This window comes from Nocardia sp. CA-107356 (assembly GCF_050946365.1).
Lineage (GTDB): Bacteria > Actinomycetota > Actinomycetes > Mycobacteriales > Mycobacteriaceae > Nocardia.
The window spans coordinates 3979374-3997039 of the sequence record NZ_CP191992.1 but is presented as its reverse complement, the minus strand read 5'-3'; the positions used below and the strand labels follow the sequence as shown (position 1 = coordinate 3997039).

Here is a 17666-nt window from a genome sequence, read left to right as displayed (position 1 = left end):
GCGGCCCAAGTTCGGCGCCGCGCTCAGTCGGCCAGTAGGCTGACCGTCCCGGCCGCACCGTCCACGCGGACGCGCTGACCATCGGCGAGGCTGGTGGTGGCGGTCTTGGTGTCGACGACACACGGAATGCCGAACTCGCGAGCGACGATCGCGGCATGCGATGCGGAGCCGCCGATATCGGTGATCACGGCGGCGGCGTAGGCGAACATCGCGGTGTGTCCGGTGTCGGTCACCGCGGCGACCAGAATGTCGCCGGGCTCGATATCGTCGTCCAGCGACAGCACCAACTTCACCCGGCCCTCCACCACACCGGCGCAGACACCGATGCCGGTCAGGCTCTCGTCGGCGGTGAGGGCGGCGGCCTCGGCGACCGGTTCCCATTGTCCGGCAATGACATCCGGCATACGGATGGCTTGCATTCGAATCCGTTCCACGCGCCTGCGGGCCACCTTGTCGGCCGCATCCGCGGGGAGGCAGAAGATTTCGTCCAACGTCAGATAGCAGGCGTCATCGATATCGGACAGCCGACCGGCGCGAACGAGCCGATCCGCCCGCTCGCGCACGGCAAGTCGCAGGCAGTGCGTGATCCGGACGACGCCGTCGCGCGCTCGTTCCCGGGCAACGGTGGCTCCAGCGGCCATCTTGGCCGTGCGGCTCGGCGACGGATCCACGGGTTCGCGCTTGGGCGCGGGCATTTGCGCGGCGCGAGCCGCAGCGCTCACCAAGAGTGCGGGCCGGTCACCGAAGGTCGGATTGATCAGCTCGCATTCGCCCGGGCCACGATGTCCGATCTTCGCCAACTCCTCGTCGAGCGCGGCCGCGAAGGCAGGCGATTGCGCCCGCGCGGCGGCGATATCTCCGGCACGCGCCAGCTCGGCGAGATCGGGATCGGCACGGCACACTTCGGCGAGCCGCTCCACCGCGAGCATCGGCTTCGCCGATTCCAGACGGTTCAGGTCGATGGGGACCTCGCCCGCATCCTTGCCGCGCGCGTGGATGGCGGTGGCGGCGCCGGTCATCATCACGCCGATCGCCGCGGCCTGCCATGCCTGGTGTAGGCGGTCACGCCAGAGCAGGGCGCGTACGTGCAACTGCTCATCGGTCAGTGCGCGAATATCGCTGGCGTTCAACGATTCCGCATGCGAGGCGGCATTGATCAGCTCCGCCGTCTTCCCGAAGCGGCGCGCGGTGGCGATGACGCGGGAGGTCGCGCGCGCCGTCGCCAGACTGCTGGCGAGTCCGGTCGGCATCGGTGGCTTCCCGTGCGGCTGTAGGGCGATCTCGGCCGGAATATTGCCGTACGCGTCGCGGCGGATGCTGTCCTCGTCCCAGCCCGGCATATTCTCGGCGGCCAGCACACCGATCGAGGCATTGATATAGATGTGATGGCCGAGGACCGTGGTGACCCGACTCGTCCAGTGCTCCAAGGCGATTCCGTCGAGCGCGATCATCTCGCCCATGGCCTCGTTGCTGAGGCGGATCGCACCGGCCTGCAGGTCGATGGTCAGCGGGGTCAGCGGGCCGGGCAACGCCTCGGAGGTGTTGGTGGCGGTGTGCACCGGGTAGCGTGCGTCGACCCGATCATCGAATTCCCCCTCCAGACCCTCGGGCGCGATATCGGCCAGCGGGTGGTTGTCCGAGGTGGTGGCGCGGGCGGGAATCACGTGCGACGGCAATGCGATAGCGCCGCGGCGGGTGCGGAACCCGCCACCGTCGGACTTGCGACCGATCATGCCGCGCACCAGATCGGCCACCACCTCACGGGCCGTCCATCCGCAGCGAAAGCCCCATTTCTCCTGTGCGACAGTCGGATCCAGCAGCTGCTGCGGGCCGGACCAGCCGGGCACCCAGGATGAGTGCCGCACGCCTGCTTCTCTCAGCATGCGTCGTACCTCCGCAGCGGTGACCACACCGGAGGCCGCGAGGTCGACGATCTGCAGTCCATCGTCGCCCCGACCCGGCGGCAGTGCGGTGGCGGCCAGCACCAGGAAGCGGTCCAGGTCATCGCTGTGCAGCAACTGGAACCCGTCGACTGACCTGGAACCGAGGACCGGCTCCAGTGCACGGCGGGTTTCGTCACCGATCCGGCGCCCCGCTATCGGCGCGGTGCGCACCAGCACGCCGTCCACACCCTGCAGTGCGGCCTCGGCCCGGGTCTCGGTGGGCCGCGTCGAGCGCGTACCGGTGATCACCGGAACCACCACGCGCGCACCGGTATCGCGCGCCGCGGTGGCGATCTGGTCGATGCCATATCCGGCCAGATGCACGACGCTCGCGCATCCGTCGAGCGCTCGCGCACAGGCCGCGGGGTCGGTGGGATCTCCGGTCGTGAACTGCACCCGCGGATCGATGAAGCGATGCCACCGGCGGTCCAGTCCGGCCACTTCGTGCCCTGCGGCCAACAACATGCGCGCCACCGCGCGACCGCTCGGCTCGGTGATTCCGGTGACCAGGACCCGCATCGATTTCCACTCCTCACTGGCGCCGGAATAGGCAAACGTGACGCCGTTCACACACCATCGCGAGTGCGGGACGCGGCGATCGGTTCCAGTCCCACTGACCGGGAGCACCCGACTCGACCACCGAGATCATCGATTCCGCCACCCGGTCCGGCGGCGGAACCCTCGAAGCCATGACGGTCCGTAAACCGGTCGCGCCGCGCGCGGCCGCCGAGGTGAAGTCCTACGACATCGAGACCGACGTACTGGTCGTCGGATACGGCTGCGCGGGCGCCTGCGCCGCATACGAGGCGGCGACCGCCGGAGCCGAGGTTCTAGTGGTCGATCGGGCCGGTGGGCCGGGCGGCGCGTCGGCGATGTCGGGAGGTGAGATCTACCTGGGCGGCGGTACGCCGATCCAGCACGCGTGTGGATTCGACGACAGTCCCGAGCAGATGGCGGCGTTCCTGATCGCTGCGCTCGGTCCCGGTGCGGACCAGCAGAAGATCGTGCACTACAGCGAGCACAGCGTTGGGCATTTCCACTGGCTCGTCGATCGGGGTGTGCCGTTCAAGCCCAGTCTGTGGGATGCGCCCGCATGGGTGCCGCCCACCGATGACGGGCTGATGTGGCTCGGCGAGAACAGTTGGCCCTTTACCGAACTCGCCACGCCGGCCCCGCGCGGCCACCGGCCGACCGCGAATGACTTCGGCGGCAAGTTGCTGCTGGACTGCCTGGTGTCGGCTGCCGAATCCGTCGGTGTGACAGCACAATACGACACCTACGTGACGAATCTGATCGTGAGCGAGGACGGTTCGGTGGTCGGTGTGGTGGCCCGTCGCTACGGCAGCGAACTCACCATCCGGGCGCGTCGCGGCTGTGTGCTCACCACCGGCGGTTTCATCGACAACGACGATATGCTCGCCGCCCACGCACCGCGGCTGCTCGGTCATACCAAGGTCAGCGCGGGCACCGATGACGGCAGCGGTATCCGGATCGCGCAGGCCGCTGGCGCCGCCGTGCGGCATATGTCGGCCGGTCAGGTCGGCGCCTCATTGATCCCCGGCTTCGCCGCGCGCGGCATGATCGTCAACGACCGCGGCCAGCGCTTCGTCAACGAGGACACCTATCCCGGTCGCATCGGCCAAGCCGCGCTGTTCCGCCAGGGTATGAACGTGTGGGTGGTACTCGACGAACAGGGTTATGAGCAGGTGCCCGAGCGTGAGCGCTGGGGTGTGCGCCCGACCCACGTCGCTGAATCGATCGACGAACTCGACGAACAATTGGGCCTGCCGCCGGGCGCACTCGCCGCCACCATCACCCGCTACAACGAATTCGCCGCGCGCGGAGGCGATCCCGACTTCCACAAGGCTCGGCGCTGGCTTCGCCCACTGACACCCCCGCTGGCCGCCATCGACGTCAAGGCAGGCGTGCGCCCGCCATCGGAATCCGGTGACCGCCGCGGCACCGGGGCCTCCGTATTCACCCTGGGCGGGTTGCACACCACCATCGACGGCCACGTCCTCGATATCGACGGCACGCCCATCCCCCGCCTCTTCGCGGCCGGCCGCGCCAGCTCCGGCCTGCACGGCGAGGGCTACATCAGCGGCACCTCCCTGGGCGATGGCACCTTCTTCGGCCGCAGAGCCGGCGCCGCAGCAGCACGAAACCACCCTGTCGGAGGGTGAATTCCGCGGGCAGTCAGGGGGTTCCCGCAACACCTTCCCAGGGGTGGCAAGGCAATTACTTTGCACGCACGGTCGTCTGCGGCAACCATGCATAATCGCTGCTCTTCGGCGTGACCTGTGCGGGAAGGTGAGACGGATGCGGCTGATCATGATCGACGATGACCCCGATGGCGCCGACGCCCTGGCGGAAGCGCTCGAACTCCACGGACATCAAGTGGACCGCAAACACCGCGGTGCCGACCTGCTACTGGCCCACCACGGCTATCACGCCGTCATCCTCGGACTCACCCTGCCGGATATGGACGGCCTGCAGGTACTGCGCAAACTGCGCGAGGTCAGCTCGGTGCCGGTGGTGATCCTCGGCGAACAGGCCGACGAGCGTTCGATCGTGCTCGGATTGCACAGCGGAGCCGACGACTACCTTGTGAAACCGGCGCGCGTCGCCGAGTTGGCGGCCCGGTTGGAAGCGGTGACGCGCCGGGTCGGCGTCGCCACCGTCGCGCGGGGGAAGACGGTGGTCAACGACGACGTCCGGGTGGATCTGGCGGCGCGCCGGGTCGAGGTGGCCGGGCAGGCGGTCCCACTGACCCGGCTGGAGTTCGAGCTATTGCGCGTGCTGGTCGAGCGGCCCGGTATCGCGGTCAGCCGGGAACAGCTCATGGACTGTGTCTGGGGCGATTCGCTGCTCGCGGTATCGCGGAAACTCTATGTCCATATGGCCGCATTGCGCGCCAAACTGGATCGCCCCGAATTGATCACGAATATCCGCGGCTACGGCTACCGATGGGGTCCGGACCCCTACGAGACAGCCGCCGCGGAGAAGTTCCTGCACGCGGTGTAAGGCAGCGGATATCCGCAGCACCCTATGACCTCCCCTGTGTGTTCCGATCACCGGGACTGTTCCCCGCCGCGCTGCCGGCGCCGCCATAGCGTCGGATCTATGGCGCCGTTCGGCGAATCCGAGGAACACAGGAGGACACCCGCAATGACACACAAGGTGCTCGATCGGGTCCGGGATCTGCTCCCGGCGATTCGGGAGCGGGCCGCGGAGACCGATCTGGCGCGGCGGGTTCCCGTAGCGAGCATCCGGGAACTGACCGAGGCGGGGGTGTTCCGCATGCTGCAGCCGTCGCGCTTCGGCGGCGAGGAGGCCTCGCCGGTAGCGTTCTACGAAGTCATTCGCGCGATCGCGTCGGCATGCCCGTCCACTGGTTGGGTGTCGTCGGTACTCGGCGTGCACCCCTGGCAGCTCGCGCTTTTTCCGCTGGCGGCGCAGGAGGAGGTATGGGGTGCGGACTCCGATACGCTCATCTCCTCGTCGTACGCGCCGACCGGTCGCCTCACCCCGGTCGAAGGCGGTTACGAGGTCAGTGGACGGTGGAGTTTCTCCTCCGGCTGCGATCACGCCCAATGGGCGTTCCTCGGCGCACTCGCACCCGACGAACACGGCAATCCCAAGGACTATCTGACAATCCTGGTGCCGCGCGCGGATTATCGAATCGACGACGTCTGGCATGTGGTCGGCCTGTCCGGCACCGGCAGCAACGATATCGTCATCGAGAAGGCCTTCGTACCGCACCACCGCGCCTACAGCGCCACCGAACAATCGCAGCTGCGCGGACCCGGCCAGGAGGCCAATCCAGCTGCGCTGTACAAGATTCCGTTCGCCGGTGTCTTCTCCAACACCATCACCGCGCCCATTATCGGCGCCGCACAGGGCGCGTACGAGGCGCATATCGAGCGGATGCGCGAACGGGTGCGGCTGTCCTACGGTGGGCAGAAGGTCGGCGAGGACGCATTCGCGCATGTGCGGGTCGCCCGCGCGGGTTCCGAAATCGACGCCGCCATCCTGCAGATGGAACACAATATTTCCGAGCAATTGCGTTATGCCGAAGCGGGCGAAGAGATTCCGTACGAGGTGCGGCTGCGCACCCGGCGCGATCAGGTGCGCGGCACCGAACGTGCGATCCAGGCCATCGAGTTGCTGTTCGACAACTCCGGTGGCCACTCGATCCGCAAACCCAATCCGATCGAACGACATTGGCGCGACGCGCACGCGGGCAGTGTGCACGTGATCAACGATGTCGAACGGGCCTTGGCCATGTTCGGCCGCGGCGAATTCGGGCTGCCGGTCGAAGATCGGATGGTCTGATGGACGCGGCGGATACCAGTCGCCATATCACCGTCGACGGGCTGAAACTTCGCTACCACGAGGCGGGTTCGGGTCCACCGCTGGTGCTGTTGCACGGATCCGGTCCCGGGGTGTCGGGGTGGGCCAACTTCGGTGCGAACCTGCCCGTACTCGCCCAACACTTCCGCTGCCTGATCCTGGACCAGCCCGGCTTCGGCGCAAGCGAACGACCCGAGGTATATGAGCGCAACTACCTGCGCATCTCGGCCGACGCGGTGCTCGGGCTGCTCGATCAACTCGCCCTGCCCAGCGTCCACCTGCTCGGTAACTCCATGGGTGGCGCGGTGGCGACGTTGGTGGCGCTCGAACACGGCCAACGGGTCGATCGGCTGGTACTCATGGCACCCGGCGGCGTCGGTGTCAACGCACTGGGACCCGAACCGTCCGAGGGGATTCGGCGGCTGCTCGATTTCACCACCGAACCCACCCGGGAGCGGATGCTCGCTTGGCTACGGACAATGGTGTTCGACGAAGCGGTACTCACCGACGAACTCGTCGACAACCGATTGGCCACCGCCGCGGATCCGGCCGCCATCGCGGCGATCCGCGATGCCTATGCGACATTCGCGAATCCCGCTTTCGCGGAAGCGGTTCCGCTGTGGGCGCGGCTGCGCGCGCTGCGCCATGAGGTGCTGATGCTGTGGGGTCGCGACGATCGGGTCACTCCGGCCGAGGGTGCGCTGCTGCCCTCGCGTCAGCTACCCCGCGCCGATCTGCGGCTGTTCGGCCGGTGCGGGCATTGGGTGCAGATCGAACGCAAGGACGCGTTCGAGCGTGCGGTCATCGATTTCCTGACGTCAGGTTTGTAGCGCCCGGCCCACGGCGGCGTTGACATCATGGTGTCCGGCCGATCTCACGATAATTCGCGAGATCCGATCGTGGGTTCGGCGCTACAGTCGGCCGGTGATATGGACCGCACCCGAGATCACCCGAACCAAACCGCCGCTCATCGCCGATGAGCGGACCATGCTGCAATCCTGGCTCGACCTGCACCGTCGGACCCTACTGTGGAAATGCGCGAGGCTGGAGGCCGAGCAGTTGAAGCGTCGATGTGTCGCACCGTCGACGCTGTCGCTGCTCGGCCTGGTCCGGCATCTCGCCGAATGCGAACGCGGCTGGTTCCGCATCGCGACCCGCGGTGAACCGCTCTACTATCTCTACTGCAGCGAGGACAACCCCAACGGCGACTTCGACGATATCGCCGATGCCGACGCCGCCGCGGATCTCGCGGCGTTGCAGGCCGAGATCGAGTTGGCCGACGCCGCCGTCGCCGACCTGCCGCTCGAGCACGTCTTCACCTATCGCGCCACCGAATACAGTCTGCGCTGGGTTTATGTGCACATGATCGAGGAATACGCGCGCCACAACGGCCACGCCGATTTTCTACGCGAGCGCATCGACGGCGCGACCGGCGACTGAGCCGCGTCAGAACTCATTGCGGCTGACCCAGCCGGCGATCTGCGTGCGCGAGGTGAAGCCGAGTTTGGTGAGTATGTGGTCGACGTGGCTCTCCGCGGTCCGGATCGAAATCACCAGTTCGCTGGCGATATTCTTATTGCTGTAGCCTGCGGCGATCAGCTGCGCCACATCCCGCTCCCGACGGGTAAGGACATCTGCCGCAACGGATTTCGCCAGTTGCGCGGCAGGACGCGGTTGGGTGCCGAGGGCATAGTCGACCGCCTCGTCCAGCCCCAGCGCCGCGCCCGCATCGAAGGCGGAGCGAAACTCCTTCTCGCCCATCGCATCGCGCACCTGAAGGCGCACCTTATCGCCGACGAATTCGGTCATCTCATGGGCGAGCCGCTGGGTACTGCCGCGCCGCACCGTCGACGCGGCACCCATCAGCCGCGCCGCGCGGGGCAGATCGCCGTCGGCGGTCGCCGCCCACGCCAGCCCGTCGAATCCGGAGGCCGTCCACACGCACCGGTCGAACAGCCCGAACAGCTCGACGGCCTTGCGCAGATCGTCGATAGCCTTGTCCTGCTCACCTTTTCGCCAGTGGTTGGTCCCCACCGCCCAGTACCCCAACCCGCCGAGCAGATGCGAGCCGTACTCCTTCGTTATGGTGAGGAACCGGTCCGCGATGGCGCCCGCGCGTTCGTCGTCCAGCACCAGCGCGCACATAGGCGAACGCCAGGCTCTCCATCTCGACTCCGTGGTGCGCGCAGGCGCGCGCACTGTCGGACGCGGCCTCGGCGATATCGAGCGCCCGCGTCGGATCGTCGCTGGCGAATGCCAACAGCGCGGACAGCAGGGCATGTTCGACGACGACGTCTTCGGCATCGAGTTCGGTGGCGATTTCCAGACATTCACCGGCGAATCGAGTGGCCGTTTCGGGATCCGACAGCATAGCGGCGATCACCGAGGCGGCGGCCAGCGCACGCGCCCGATCCTTCGTATGGTCGAGATCCTTGTCCAGGGCTTCCAGGAGCCAGCGATAGCCCTCCAGCAGGAATCGGTAGTGCTCCCAGTACGGCCGCAGTTCCGTCGCGATTTCCAGTGCGCGATGGGCACTTTCCGGGTCGGCGAGCGAGAACTGCAGTGCCGCGCGCAGATTCGGATGTTCGCGGGCGACTTCGCGGAACCAGGTGACGTCCTCGCTGCCCCAATACGCGATCCGTCCGCGCCGCGCGACCCGGTGGTAGTGGTCGCGATGGCGTAGTCGCACCGCCCGCTCACCGCCGTGCGCGATCAGCCGCGCCAAGGCGAACTGGCGCAGCGGCTCGAGCATCGTGTACCGGCCGGTGCCGTCGGTGTCCTGTCGATGGCCCAGGACGGATTTGTCGACCAAACCGGTCAGCGCGTCCAGCAGCGCGTCCGGTGGATCGACGATGCAGACGGCCTCCGCGGCCTCGAGATCGAATCCGCCGGCGAAGACCGACAGCTGCTCCCATAGATGCTGTTCATCGGGGGTGCACAGGTCGTAGCTCCACCGGATCGCCGCCTCGAGGGTCTGCTGCCGCTCCGGCGCGGTCCGCAGTCCGGCGGTGAGCAGCCGCATCGCATCGTCCAAGCGCGCGAGCACCTGATCCGGCGTGAACACCCGCAACCGCAAGGCCGCCAGTTCCAACGCCAGCGGAATGCCCTCGAGGCGACGGCAGATCGCCGCGAGGGCCCCGCGGTTGGCCTCGGTGACCTCGAAGTCGGGGTTCGCGGCGACAGCCCGATCGATCAGCAACCGCAACGCGTCGCTGTCGTCCTGGGCCGGGCGAGGTGCCTCGGCATCCTCTGCCACCGCCGGCACCGCAAGCGGCGCCACCGGCATGACCTGTTCCCCCGACACCCCGAGCGGCTCGCGACTGGTCGCGAGGATCCGCACTTCCGTCGTCGCCGGAATCACTCGATCTACCAGGGCCGCGCACGCGTCGATCAGGTGCTCGCAATTGTCCAGGATCAACAGCAGACTCTTGTCCGCCAGATAGTCGGTCAGACTCACCACCGGCGACCTGGTGTCATCGCGCAGACCCAAGGTCTGCGCGACGCTCAACGCCACCAGCTCCCCGTCGTGCACATGCGCGACCTCGACCAACCACACACCGTCCGGAAAGGCGCGCCGCACTGCCTCCCCGACCCGCCGACTGAGCCGGGTCTTCCCTACGCCCCCCGGCCCGGTCAGCGTGAGCAGCCGCGTACTGGACAGCAGCTTGCGCGCCGTGGCGACCTCGGCGCCACGACCGACGAAGCTCGTCACCTCAGCGGGGAGGTTCCCTGTCTCGTGCCGCACCACGCTGCATACCTTTTCACGTGCGGCCGCCGTCCCGGGCATTTTGACCGAGATGTCGCATCCGCGGCCCTACCGCTAGTAGACCACCAGCGAATTCGCGGCTCGAATGACGGCGGCCAACGAGGCCGCGAGTACGGAATCGCTGCGTCCGCAGGCCCATCCGGTGCGCTCGCCGCTGCGGTACTCGAGGTAGGTGATCGCGGTGCCACTGTTCCCCGCGCCTATCGACTGCTGGGTCAGGCCGAGCACCTCGACCGGATGGCCGACCCGGGCCAACGCCGCGGTGAGCGCCTCGATCGGACCGACGCCGCGATGTTCGGTGGGCCCGCCGATGGTGAGTGTGACCTCGGTCAGTGCGTCGGCCCCCGCACCCGTGGTCCACCATTCCCGCAACCCGACCGCCCCTGTCGCGGTGTCCAGATATGTCGCCTCGAACAACTCGAGCAGTTCGGCGGCGGTGATCTCCAGACCGGTGTCATCGGTCCGCGCCTGGACGTGTCGCGCGAAATCGATCTGCAGTCGGCGAGGCAGTTCCAGACCGTATTCGGCGTGCAGCAGATATGCGATACCGCCCTTGCCGGACTGGGAATTCACCCGGATGACCGCGTCGTAGTTGCGGCCGATATCGGCCGGATCGATCGGCAGATACGGGACATGCCACTCGAGTTCGCGTTCGGCGATCCCGGTAGCGGAGGCCCGGTCACGGTGTTCGGCCATCCCCTTCTTGATCGCGTCCTGATGGGTGCCGGAGAACGCGGTGTGCACGAGATCGCCTACATACGGATGCCTTTCGTGGATGGGCATGCGCGTGCAGTACTCGACGGTCCGGCGGATCTCGTCGATATCGGAGAAATCGATCATCGGATCCACGCCCTGGGCATGCAGATTCAGTGCCAGGGTGGCGATATCGACATTGCCGGTGCGTTCACCGTTGCCGAAGACGCAGCCCTCCACTCGTTGGGCCCCCGCGAGTACCGCCAGTTCCGCGCAGGCGATGCCGGTGCCGCGGTCGTTGTGCGGGTGCACCGACAGGATCACACTCTCCCGCCTGGCCAGGTTCCTGTGCATATATTCGATCTGGTCGGCATAGACGTTCGGCGTCGCAACCTCCACGGTGGCAGGCAGATTCAGGATCACCGGGCGCCGCGGGGTGGCGTCCCACAGCGTTGTCATGCGGTCACAGATGTCGAGTACGAAATCCGGTTCGGTGGCGTTGAACACCTCGGGCGAGAATTCGAATCGCACATTCGGCAGATCACCGGCGAATTCGAGGACATCGCGACCACCGAACAGGATCAGCTCGCGCAGTTCGTCGGTATCCTTGTCCAGCACCACATTTCGCCATATCGGCGCGGTGGCCGTGTACATGTGGATAACGACCTCGTTACGGATACCGCGCACCGACGCCACCGTGCGCTCGATGAGATCGCGGCGGGCGGGGGTGAATACGACGATCGCGACATCCTCGGGCGCGATATCGGTTCGCGCGAGCAATCGGAGGAAATCGAAATCGGTCTGCGATGCGGAGGGGTAGCCGACCTCGATCTCCTTATAGCCCATGGCGACGAGCAGTTCGAAGAACCGCCGCTTACGCACCGGATCCATGGGTTCGGCCAGTGCCTGGTTGCCGTCGCGCAGATCGACCGGCACCCACAGCGGCGCGTGAGTGAGCCGGGCATCGGGCCAAGCACGCTCGGTGAGCGGCACGTCCACGCGATCGTAGATATCGCGATAGCGGTGCGATGGCATCCGCGAATGCCGCTGCCTGTTCCAGAGCGGGGCCGCATCCGCGGTCGCGCCGGAGGGTGTGGCGATGGTGGGGAAAGTGGTCATGATTGCTGCTTCCTGGCCGTCACAGAGAGAATGACCGGCCACGACGAAGCCCCACGGCGGGCGGCCGGTCGTTAGACCCCGCCGTGGCGGCTGAGCAGAAGCATGGTGCGCATGATTGCTAGACTATACACAACTCCTCAGACAAGTAGAGAGGTTCGGATGGTCTCGCAAGTACGGCGGCATCCACTCGCCGCGCAGGCGGCCGAACTCCTGCTGACCCGTATCCGAGACGGGGAATGGCCACTGGGACATCGCCTTCCGGGCGAGACAACCTTGGCCGCGCAGCTCGGTGTCGGTAGGTCCACACTGCGCGAGGCGATCCGCGAGCTGGCAGGCAAAGGCGTGCTGGACAGTCGCCAGGGCGCCGGAGTTTTCGTCACCGCCCTCGATGTCACCGAGGACTGGGACGTCGTGCTGCGCCGCGCCACCACCGCCGCGGTCATCGAGGCCCGCATCGCCATCGAGGCCGAGGCCGCCGCCCTGGCGGCACTGCGCCGCACCCCCGCCGACCTGCGCGCCATCCGCCGGGCCCTGGCCGCGCGGGAGGCGCGCGGTGAACCGGTCGCCGACCATGTGGACGCCGATATGGCCTTCCACCGCGCCGTCATCGTCGCCGCCCACAATGATGTGCTCACCCAACTCTTCGACACCTTCCTCCCGCGGCTTCGGGTTGCCATGATCGATATGCTCAAGATCCGCCCGGTCCCCTCCGAACCCGCCGACCACGACGCGCACATTCGGCTCACCGATGCGATCGCGCACCGAAATCCAAGTGCCGCAGCTGAATTCAGTCGATCCCATCTGACGACGCTGAAGGACGCGTTCTCGTGAGCGCCCGGCGGCCGCACCGCTCGACAACACTCACCGCCGATCCGATAGCAGCCGACTCGAACGGAGATCTCCCGTGACCGAAAGCCCGGTGCTCCAACTCACCGATGTCACCTTCCGCCGCGAGGGTAAGCAGATCATCGACGGCATCTCGCTGACCGTGCGCGCGGGCGAACACTGGGCGCTGCTCGGACCCAACGGCGCGGGTAAGAGCACCCTGCTCGGCTTCTGCGCCGCGGTCACCTTCCCGACCTCGGGCACCGTCGACATCCTCGGCCAGCGCATGGGCCGCGTCGACCTCGCCCCGCTGCGCCACTCGATCGGGCACGTCAACCCCCGCCATCCACTGCGCTATCCGCTGACCGTCCGCGAGGTCGTGCTCACCGGTATCACCGCCACGATCGACACCCCGATGCGTTGGACGCCGACGCCCGATGACCTGCGGCGCGCGGACGCCATGGTCGACACGGTCGGCCTGAAGGGCAAGGCCGAGGAGATCTGGCCGACACTGTCCCAGGGCGAACGCGGCCGGACCCTCATCGCCCGCGCCCTCATCGCCGAACCGCGTCTGCTGCTGCTCGACGAGCCGTCCACCGGACTCGATGTGGCGGCGCGCGAACAACTGCTGGAGACCATCGACGCACTCGACGAAACCCACCCCGAGGTCGCGTCGATCCTGGTCACGCACCACTTGGAGGAGCTGCCGAGTACCACGACCCACGCCCTGCTCATCGCCGACGGGCGCGCGGTCGCCTGCGGACCCGCCGCCGAAACCGTCACGACGCAGACCGTATCCGCCGCCTTCGACCACCCGGTGGCCGTGCGCTACGACGACGGCCGTTGGACGGCGCGTGCCGCGGTGCGCGCCTGGCCCGCGTAGCTCGGTTCCGGAAGAATTTCCGCGAGCATGTCGATTCGAGCCGATGCCGTTCGATGCGTTGAGGTGAGAGTCGGACAATGCCGACCACCGAATGAAGGATGGCCAGATGCGACACATGATGCTGATCCGAGTCGACCCGACCAATGCGCCGGCACCGGACGAGGCGCTGATCGAGCAGGTCAACAAGGTGATCGAGGAGATGACTAAGGCCGGGGTGCTGCTCGATACCGCCGGTCTGCACTCGATCACCGAGGCCACCAAGATCACCCAGTCCACCGGGAAGCAGACCGTGCTGGACGGTCCGTTCATAGAATCCAAGGAGGTCGTCGGGGGGTACTGCATCCTGCAGACGAAGTCGAAGGAGGAGGCGGTGGAATGGACCTCGCGATTCCTCGGCGTGCACGGGCCGGAGTGGGATATCGAGGTGGAGATTCGCCAGATCGCCGAGGGCTGATCCGCGCATGAGCCGGTCGCCCGAACAGATCCGAGATACCGTCGAGACCGTCTGGCGGATGGAGCGGCCGCGTCTGGTCGCCGGGCTCATCCGGATCGTCGGCGATATCGACGCCGCCGAGGAGCTCGCCCAGGACGCGCTGGTCGCGGCCCTGGAGCAGTGGCCGTGCGACGGTGTCCCGCCGAATCCGGGCGGCTGGCTCATGCTCACCGCGAAGCATCGGGCGATCGATCTGGTGCGGCGTAACCAGAACCTCGCGCGGAAGCTGACCTTGGTCGGTCACGAACTGCGGACCGACCAAGGTCGCGAGCCCGACGCGGCGGCCGAGGATATCGAGGACGATCTGCTGCGGATGATCTTCACAGCATGTCATCCGGTGCTGTCCGCACCGGCCAGAGTGGCGCTGACACTGCGATTGCTCGGCGGACTGACCACCGAGGAGATCGCCCGCGCCTTCGTCATACCGGAATCGACTGTCGCCCAGCGCATTGTGCGGGCCAAACGCACCATCGCCGCTCGGCGTGTGCCCTACCAGGTACCGCACGGTGATGAGCTGGCCAAGCGGTTGGACTCGGTCCTGGAGGTCGTCTACCTGATCTTCAACGAAGGTTATTCGGCGACCGCCGGTGATGATTGGATTCGCGTCGAATTATGTCAGGACGCACTGCGATCGGCGCGCATGCTGGCGAAGCTGATGCCCGATGAAGCCGAGACGCACGGCCTTGCCGCGCTGCTGGAGTTGCAGGCCTCGCGCTCCGCGGCCCGGATCGGTCCCGCGAAAACCGTTGTCCTGCTCGCGGATCAAGAGCGTTCGCACTGGGATCAGTTATTGATCCGCCGCGGTTTCGCCGCACTCGGACGCGCCCATGCGATCAGCCGGAATCACGGTCTGCCGCCCGGCCGATATGCGCTGCAGGCCGCGATCGCCGCGGTGCACGCCATGGCGCCGAGCACCGAGCAGACCGATTGGCGGCGTATCGCGGGACTGTATGCGGTTCTCGCCGAACGCTTTCCATCGCCGATTGTGGATTTGAACCGAGCCGTGGCGGTCAGTATGGTGCACGGCCCGGCCGCCGGACTCGAGTTGGTCGACGCACTGGCCGCCACCGGCGCGTTGGACAGCTATCACCTGCTGCCCGCTGTGCGCGGCGACCTGCTCGAGCGGCTCGGCCGCCACGACGAGGCGCGCGCCGAATTCGCCCGTGCGGCGGAGCTGACCGGCAATAACGCCGAACAGGCGCTATTGCTCGACCGTATGGCTGGATGCGAATAATGACGCATCCGACAATACAAACCGCGTAGCGCTCATTGGCGCGCACGGCAATGGGCGCACTCCCCGTTACGCGGCCAGATGCTGCACGATCGCGGCGACGTCCAGCCAGAGCCGAGGGCTAGCGCTCAGGCGCGGCGGATCAGCTGGACGCGCGCGCCTCGGCCTCCGCCAGCTCCTTCAGTGTCAGCAGCTGTTTGCGCATCATCACCACATCTCCGAGGGCCAAGGCGCGGGCGATGATCCACGGTGCGCCGCAATGCATTCGGACCGTCAAGCGGGTGCCGGTCCCTTCCGGTCGGACGGCGTAGGTGACGCAGACCTTGCCGGACACCAGAGTGATATGGCGGCACGAGACGAACGAGACGAGGGTGAACGTGGACATGAACCGCTGTCCCACTTCGAGTTCGATCAGCGCCGGATCGCGCTGCTGTGGGCTGCGCCTGCCGAAATTGTCGAGCAGGTCGTAACTGTATGGCGCGACCTGCAATTGACACAGCCAGGCGTAGACCACACCCGGCGGCGCATCGATGCTGATGGCCCGGTCCGCCCGCACCCCACCGGGTTGCACATCGTCACAGGGCAGCGGATGCTCACATTCGGCTTCGGTCGCACCCCAGACCAATCCCGTAATCACGCCGCGGCCGCGATTCGCCGGAGCATATCGCGCACCACGATCTTGTGACCGCCGCTGCCGATCACCAGCGCCCGATAGATCTTGCCGTGCAGACCCGGAAATTCGGCCCAGCTGCGAGCCCGCACCAGCGTCCGGCTCGGCCCTTGCTCGTCTAGTTCGAAGACCAGCGCATAGCGCGCGAACCAGTGCCGCCCCCGCAGCGCCAACCGACTCGGCTCCTCGGCCGCATCGATTACGAATCCGGTCGGGGCCTTCGATGGATCGTGCGGATCCTTACAGACAACTTTCAGCACGGCCTTCCACGCCCGATCGCGATTCGCGTCGACCGATCTGGCATGCTCATCTATGTAGGGCAATCGCTCCATATAGAAGGAACGTACTAGTACATGGCGCCACCTCGCAAGCACGACACCGACGTGATCCTCGACGCAGCGCGCACCCTCGTGCTCACCGACGGTCCCCGCGCCGCCAGCGTCGCGGCGATCGCTGCGGCCAGCGGCGCGCCGGTCGGCACCCTCTACCACCGCTTCGGCAATCGCAACGGCGTGCTGACCGCGGCCTGGCTGCGCGCGCTCGAGCGCTTCCAGGAGCGCGTCGAGGCCGCCGCCGACGATCCGGACTCGGTCGAGGCCGGAGTCGCGATGGCAGTGGCAAGCATCCACTTCGGGCGCGAATTACCGAACGACGCAAAGCTTTTGCTCAATCTGCGCCCCAGCGACCTGCTGGACGGCGGACCGGACGAGGAGTTCCGCGCCCGCCTCGACCGCATGAACGCACCGCTGTTCGACCACCTGCGCCGCATCGCCACTGACCTCTTCGGCCGCGACGGCGACCGCGAAGTCGACGCCATCAGCCGCGCGGTGGTCGACCTCCCCTACGCCGCCCTACGCCGCCACGCCCATGCCCTCCCCGACTGGCTCGAAACCGACCTCACCGCCGCCGCCCGCGCCCTCCTGGAGTCCTACCGCCCCTGACCTGGCACTCCAGCGGCTGATTCACTCGCCGGCGACGAGTTCGGGGGTGAGTTCGTCGAGGGTATCGATCACCTCGGCGGCCAAGGCGAGGGCGTCGGGGGCGGGCGGATACTCCGGGCGCGGTGCGGCGATGACGCGCATCCCGGCCGCATGTGCCGCGCGCAGCCCATTGCTCGAATCCTCGACAGCCGCGCACTCGGTGGACTTGTGCCGCAGAAACGCGGCCGCCGCGACATAAACGTCGGGCGCGGGCTTTCCCCGATCCACCTCCTCGGTCGAGAACGTGACGCTGAAGAATTCGATCAGACCGGTGCGGCCGAGCACCGTATCGATCAAGGTTCGCGGCGACGAACTCGCGACGGCCAATGGCCATTGCTCACTGATGCGCTGTACCGCCTCGACCGCTCCTGGCAGCAGCGGCACGGCCTGCTCGTAATGTTCGGCCATCCGCTCGATCACGTCATTGGCCACGGTGTCCGGTCTCTCACCGACACCCAGCTCAGCACTGAGATAGTCCGACCACTCCCCCGTGCTCATCCCCATCAACCGCTGCTGGGTATCCGGTAGCCACCGCCCGCCCTTCTCCGCGACATAACCGCGACGCACCTGCTCCCACACCGGCTCCGAATCGATCAGAACGCCGTCCATATCGAAGACAACTGCCGCAATGTGCATCCGGGACATAGCCTTTCGCCAGCAACGCCGATCGGGTGACGACCCGATGACCAACCCATCGACCCGCCCCGCGG

General features: G+C 67.0%; 17 protein-coding genes. 10 read left to right on the top strand and 7 right to left on the bottom strand.

Features of this window, described 5'->3' with window-relative positions; genetic code table 11:
- Nucleotides 1–23: 23 nt before the first annotated feature.
- Nucleotides 24–2462 (bottom strand): PEP-utilizing enzyme, encoded by a 2439-nt coding sequence (locus ACQP1G_RS17830; RefSeq protein WP_433205337.1) that lies wholly within the window; start codon nt 2460–2462, stop codon nt 24–26.
- A gap of 170 nt (nt 2463–2632) precedes the next feature.
- Between ACQP1G_RS17830 and ACQP1G_RS17825 the strand changes: the two genes are divergently transcribed.
- From ACQP1G_RS17825 to ACQP1G_RS17805, 5 genes are all read left to right on the top strand, one after another.
- Entirely contained in the window at nt 2633–4126 is a 1494-nt protein-coding gene (locus ACQP1G_RS17825; RefSeq protein WP_433205334.1) for an FAD-dependent oxidoreductase, read from the top strand.
- Between the two features lie 136 nt (nt 4127–4262).
- Nucleotides 4263–4967 carry a response regulator transcription factor gene (locus ACQP1G_RS17820; RefSeq protein ID WP_433205331.1) on the top strand — a complete coding sequence of 235 codons (705 nt, stop codon included), beginning with the start codon at nt 4263–4265 and terminating at the stop codon, nt 4965–4967.
- 144 nt (nt 4968–5111) lie between these two features.
- Nucleotides 5112–6278, top strand: coding sequence for a 3-hydroxy-9,10-secoandrosta-1,3,5(10)-triene-9,17-dione monooxygenase oxygenase subunit (hsaA, locus tag ACQP1G_RS17815; RefSeq protein ID WP_433205328.1), 1167 nt, complete (start codon nt 5112–5114; stop codon nt 6276–6278).
- On the top strand, nt 6278–7126 hold the full coding sequence (locus tag ACQP1G_RS17810; RefSeq protein ID WP_433205325.1) for an alpha/beta fold hydrolase: 849 nt from the start codon (nt 6278–6280) through the stop codon (nt 7124–7126). The genes hsaA and ACQP1G_RS17810 overlap by 1 nt, the downstream gene beginning before the upstream one ends.
- A 94-nt stretch (nt 7127–7220) precedes the next feature.
- On the top strand, nt 7221–7736 hold the full coding sequence (locus ACQP1G_RS17805) for a DinB family protein (protein WP_433205322.1): 516 nt from the start codon (nt 7221–7223) through the stop codon (nt 7734–7736).
- A 6-nt stretch (nt 7737–7742) separates the two neighbouring features.
- Here ACQP1G_RS17805 and ACQP1G_RS17800 read toward each other — a convergent pair whose 3' ends face one another.
- The 3 genes from ACQP1G_RS17800 to ACQP1G_RS17790 form a co-directional block, all read right to left on the bottom strand.
- A complete protein-coding gene (locus ACQP1G_RS17800) occupies nt 7743–8330 on the bottom strand; it encodes a response regulator transcription factor (RefSeq protein WP_433205320.1) in 588 nt (195 codons plus the stop codon).
- Entirely contained in the window at nt 8302–10044 is a 1743-nt protein-coding gene (locus ACQP1G_RS17795; RefSeq protein ID WP_433205317.1) for an ATP-binding protein, read from the bottom strand. The genes ACQP1G_RS17800 and ACQP1G_RS17795 overlap by 29 nt, the downstream gene beginning before the upstream one ends.
- A 72-nt stretch (nt 10045–10116) precedes the next feature.
- Nucleotides 10117–11874, bottom strand: a complete 1758-nt coding sequence (locus ACQP1G_RS17790; protein WP_433205314.1) for a 2-isopropylmalate synthase — start codon at nt 11872–11874, stop codon at nt 10117–10119.
- 159 nt (nt 11875–12033) lie between these two features.
- On the opposite strand from ACQP1G_RS17790, the gene ACQP1G_RS17785 reads away from it, so the two are divergent.
- The 4 genes from ACQP1G_RS17785 to ACQP1G_RS17770 all read left to right on the top strand — a co-directional run bounded on the left by ACQP1G_RS17785 (nt 12034) and on the right by ACQP1G_RS17770 (nt 15309).
- Nucleotides 12034–12705, top strand: coding sequence for a FadR/GntR family transcriptional regulator (locus ACQP1G_RS17785; RefSeq protein ID WP_433205311.1), 672 nt, complete (start codon nt 12034–12036; stop codon nt 12703–12705).
- A gap of 73 nt (nt 12706–12778) precedes the next feature.
- Complete coding sequence (locus ACQP1G_RS17780; RefSeq protein ID WP_433205308.1) at nt 12779–13582, top strand: ABC transporter ATP-binding protein; 804 nt, start codon at nt 12779–12781, stop codon at nt 13580–13582.
- Between the two features lie 106 nt (nt 13583–13688).
- Entirely contained in the window at nt 13689–14036 is a 348-nt protein-coding gene (locus tag ACQP1G_RS17775) for a YciI family protein (protein ID WP_433205305.1), read from the top strand.
- Between the two features lie 7 nt (nt 14037–14043).
- On the top strand, nt 14044–15309 hold the full coding sequence (locus ACQP1G_RS17770; protein WP_433205302.1) for an RNA polymerase sigma factor: 1266 nt from the start codon (nt 14044–14046) through the stop codon (nt 15307–15309).
- 139 nt (nt 15310–15448) lie between these two features.
- Here the strand turns inward: ACQP1G_RS17770 and ACQP1G_RS17765 are convergent, their stop codons facing one another.
- Together ACQP1G_RS17765 and ACQP1G_RS17760 are read right to left on the bottom strand one after the other, a co-directional pair.
- A complete protein-coding gene (locus tag ACQP1G_RS17765; RefSeq protein WP_433205299.1) occupies nt 15449–15943 on the bottom strand; it encodes a hypothetical protein in 495 nt (164 codons plus the stop codon).
- Complete coding sequence (locus ACQP1G_RS17760) at nt 15940–16308, bottom strand: hypothetical protein (RefSeq protein ID WP_433205296.1); 369 nt, start codon at nt 16306–16308, stop codon at nt 15940–15942. The genes ACQP1G_RS17765 and ACQP1G_RS17760 overlap by 4 nt, the downstream gene beginning before the upstream one ends.
- Before the next feature lie 21 nt (nt 16309–16329).
- On the opposite strand from ACQP1G_RS17760, the gene ACQP1G_RS17755 reads away from it, so the two are divergent.
- Entirely contained in the window at nt 16330–16917 is a 588-nt protein-coding gene (locus ACQP1G_RS17755) for a TetR/AcrR family transcriptional regulator (protein WP_433205293.1), read from the top strand.
- 21 nt (nt 16918–16938) lie between these two features.
- Here the strand turns inward: ACQP1G_RS17755 and ACQP1G_RS17750 are convergent, their stop codons facing one another.
- Entirely contained in the window at nt 16939–17592 is a 654-nt protein-coding gene (locus tag ACQP1G_RS17750) for an HAD family hydrolase (protein ID WP_433205291.1), read from the bottom strand.
- Nucleotides 17593–17666 lie beyond the last annotated feature (74 nt).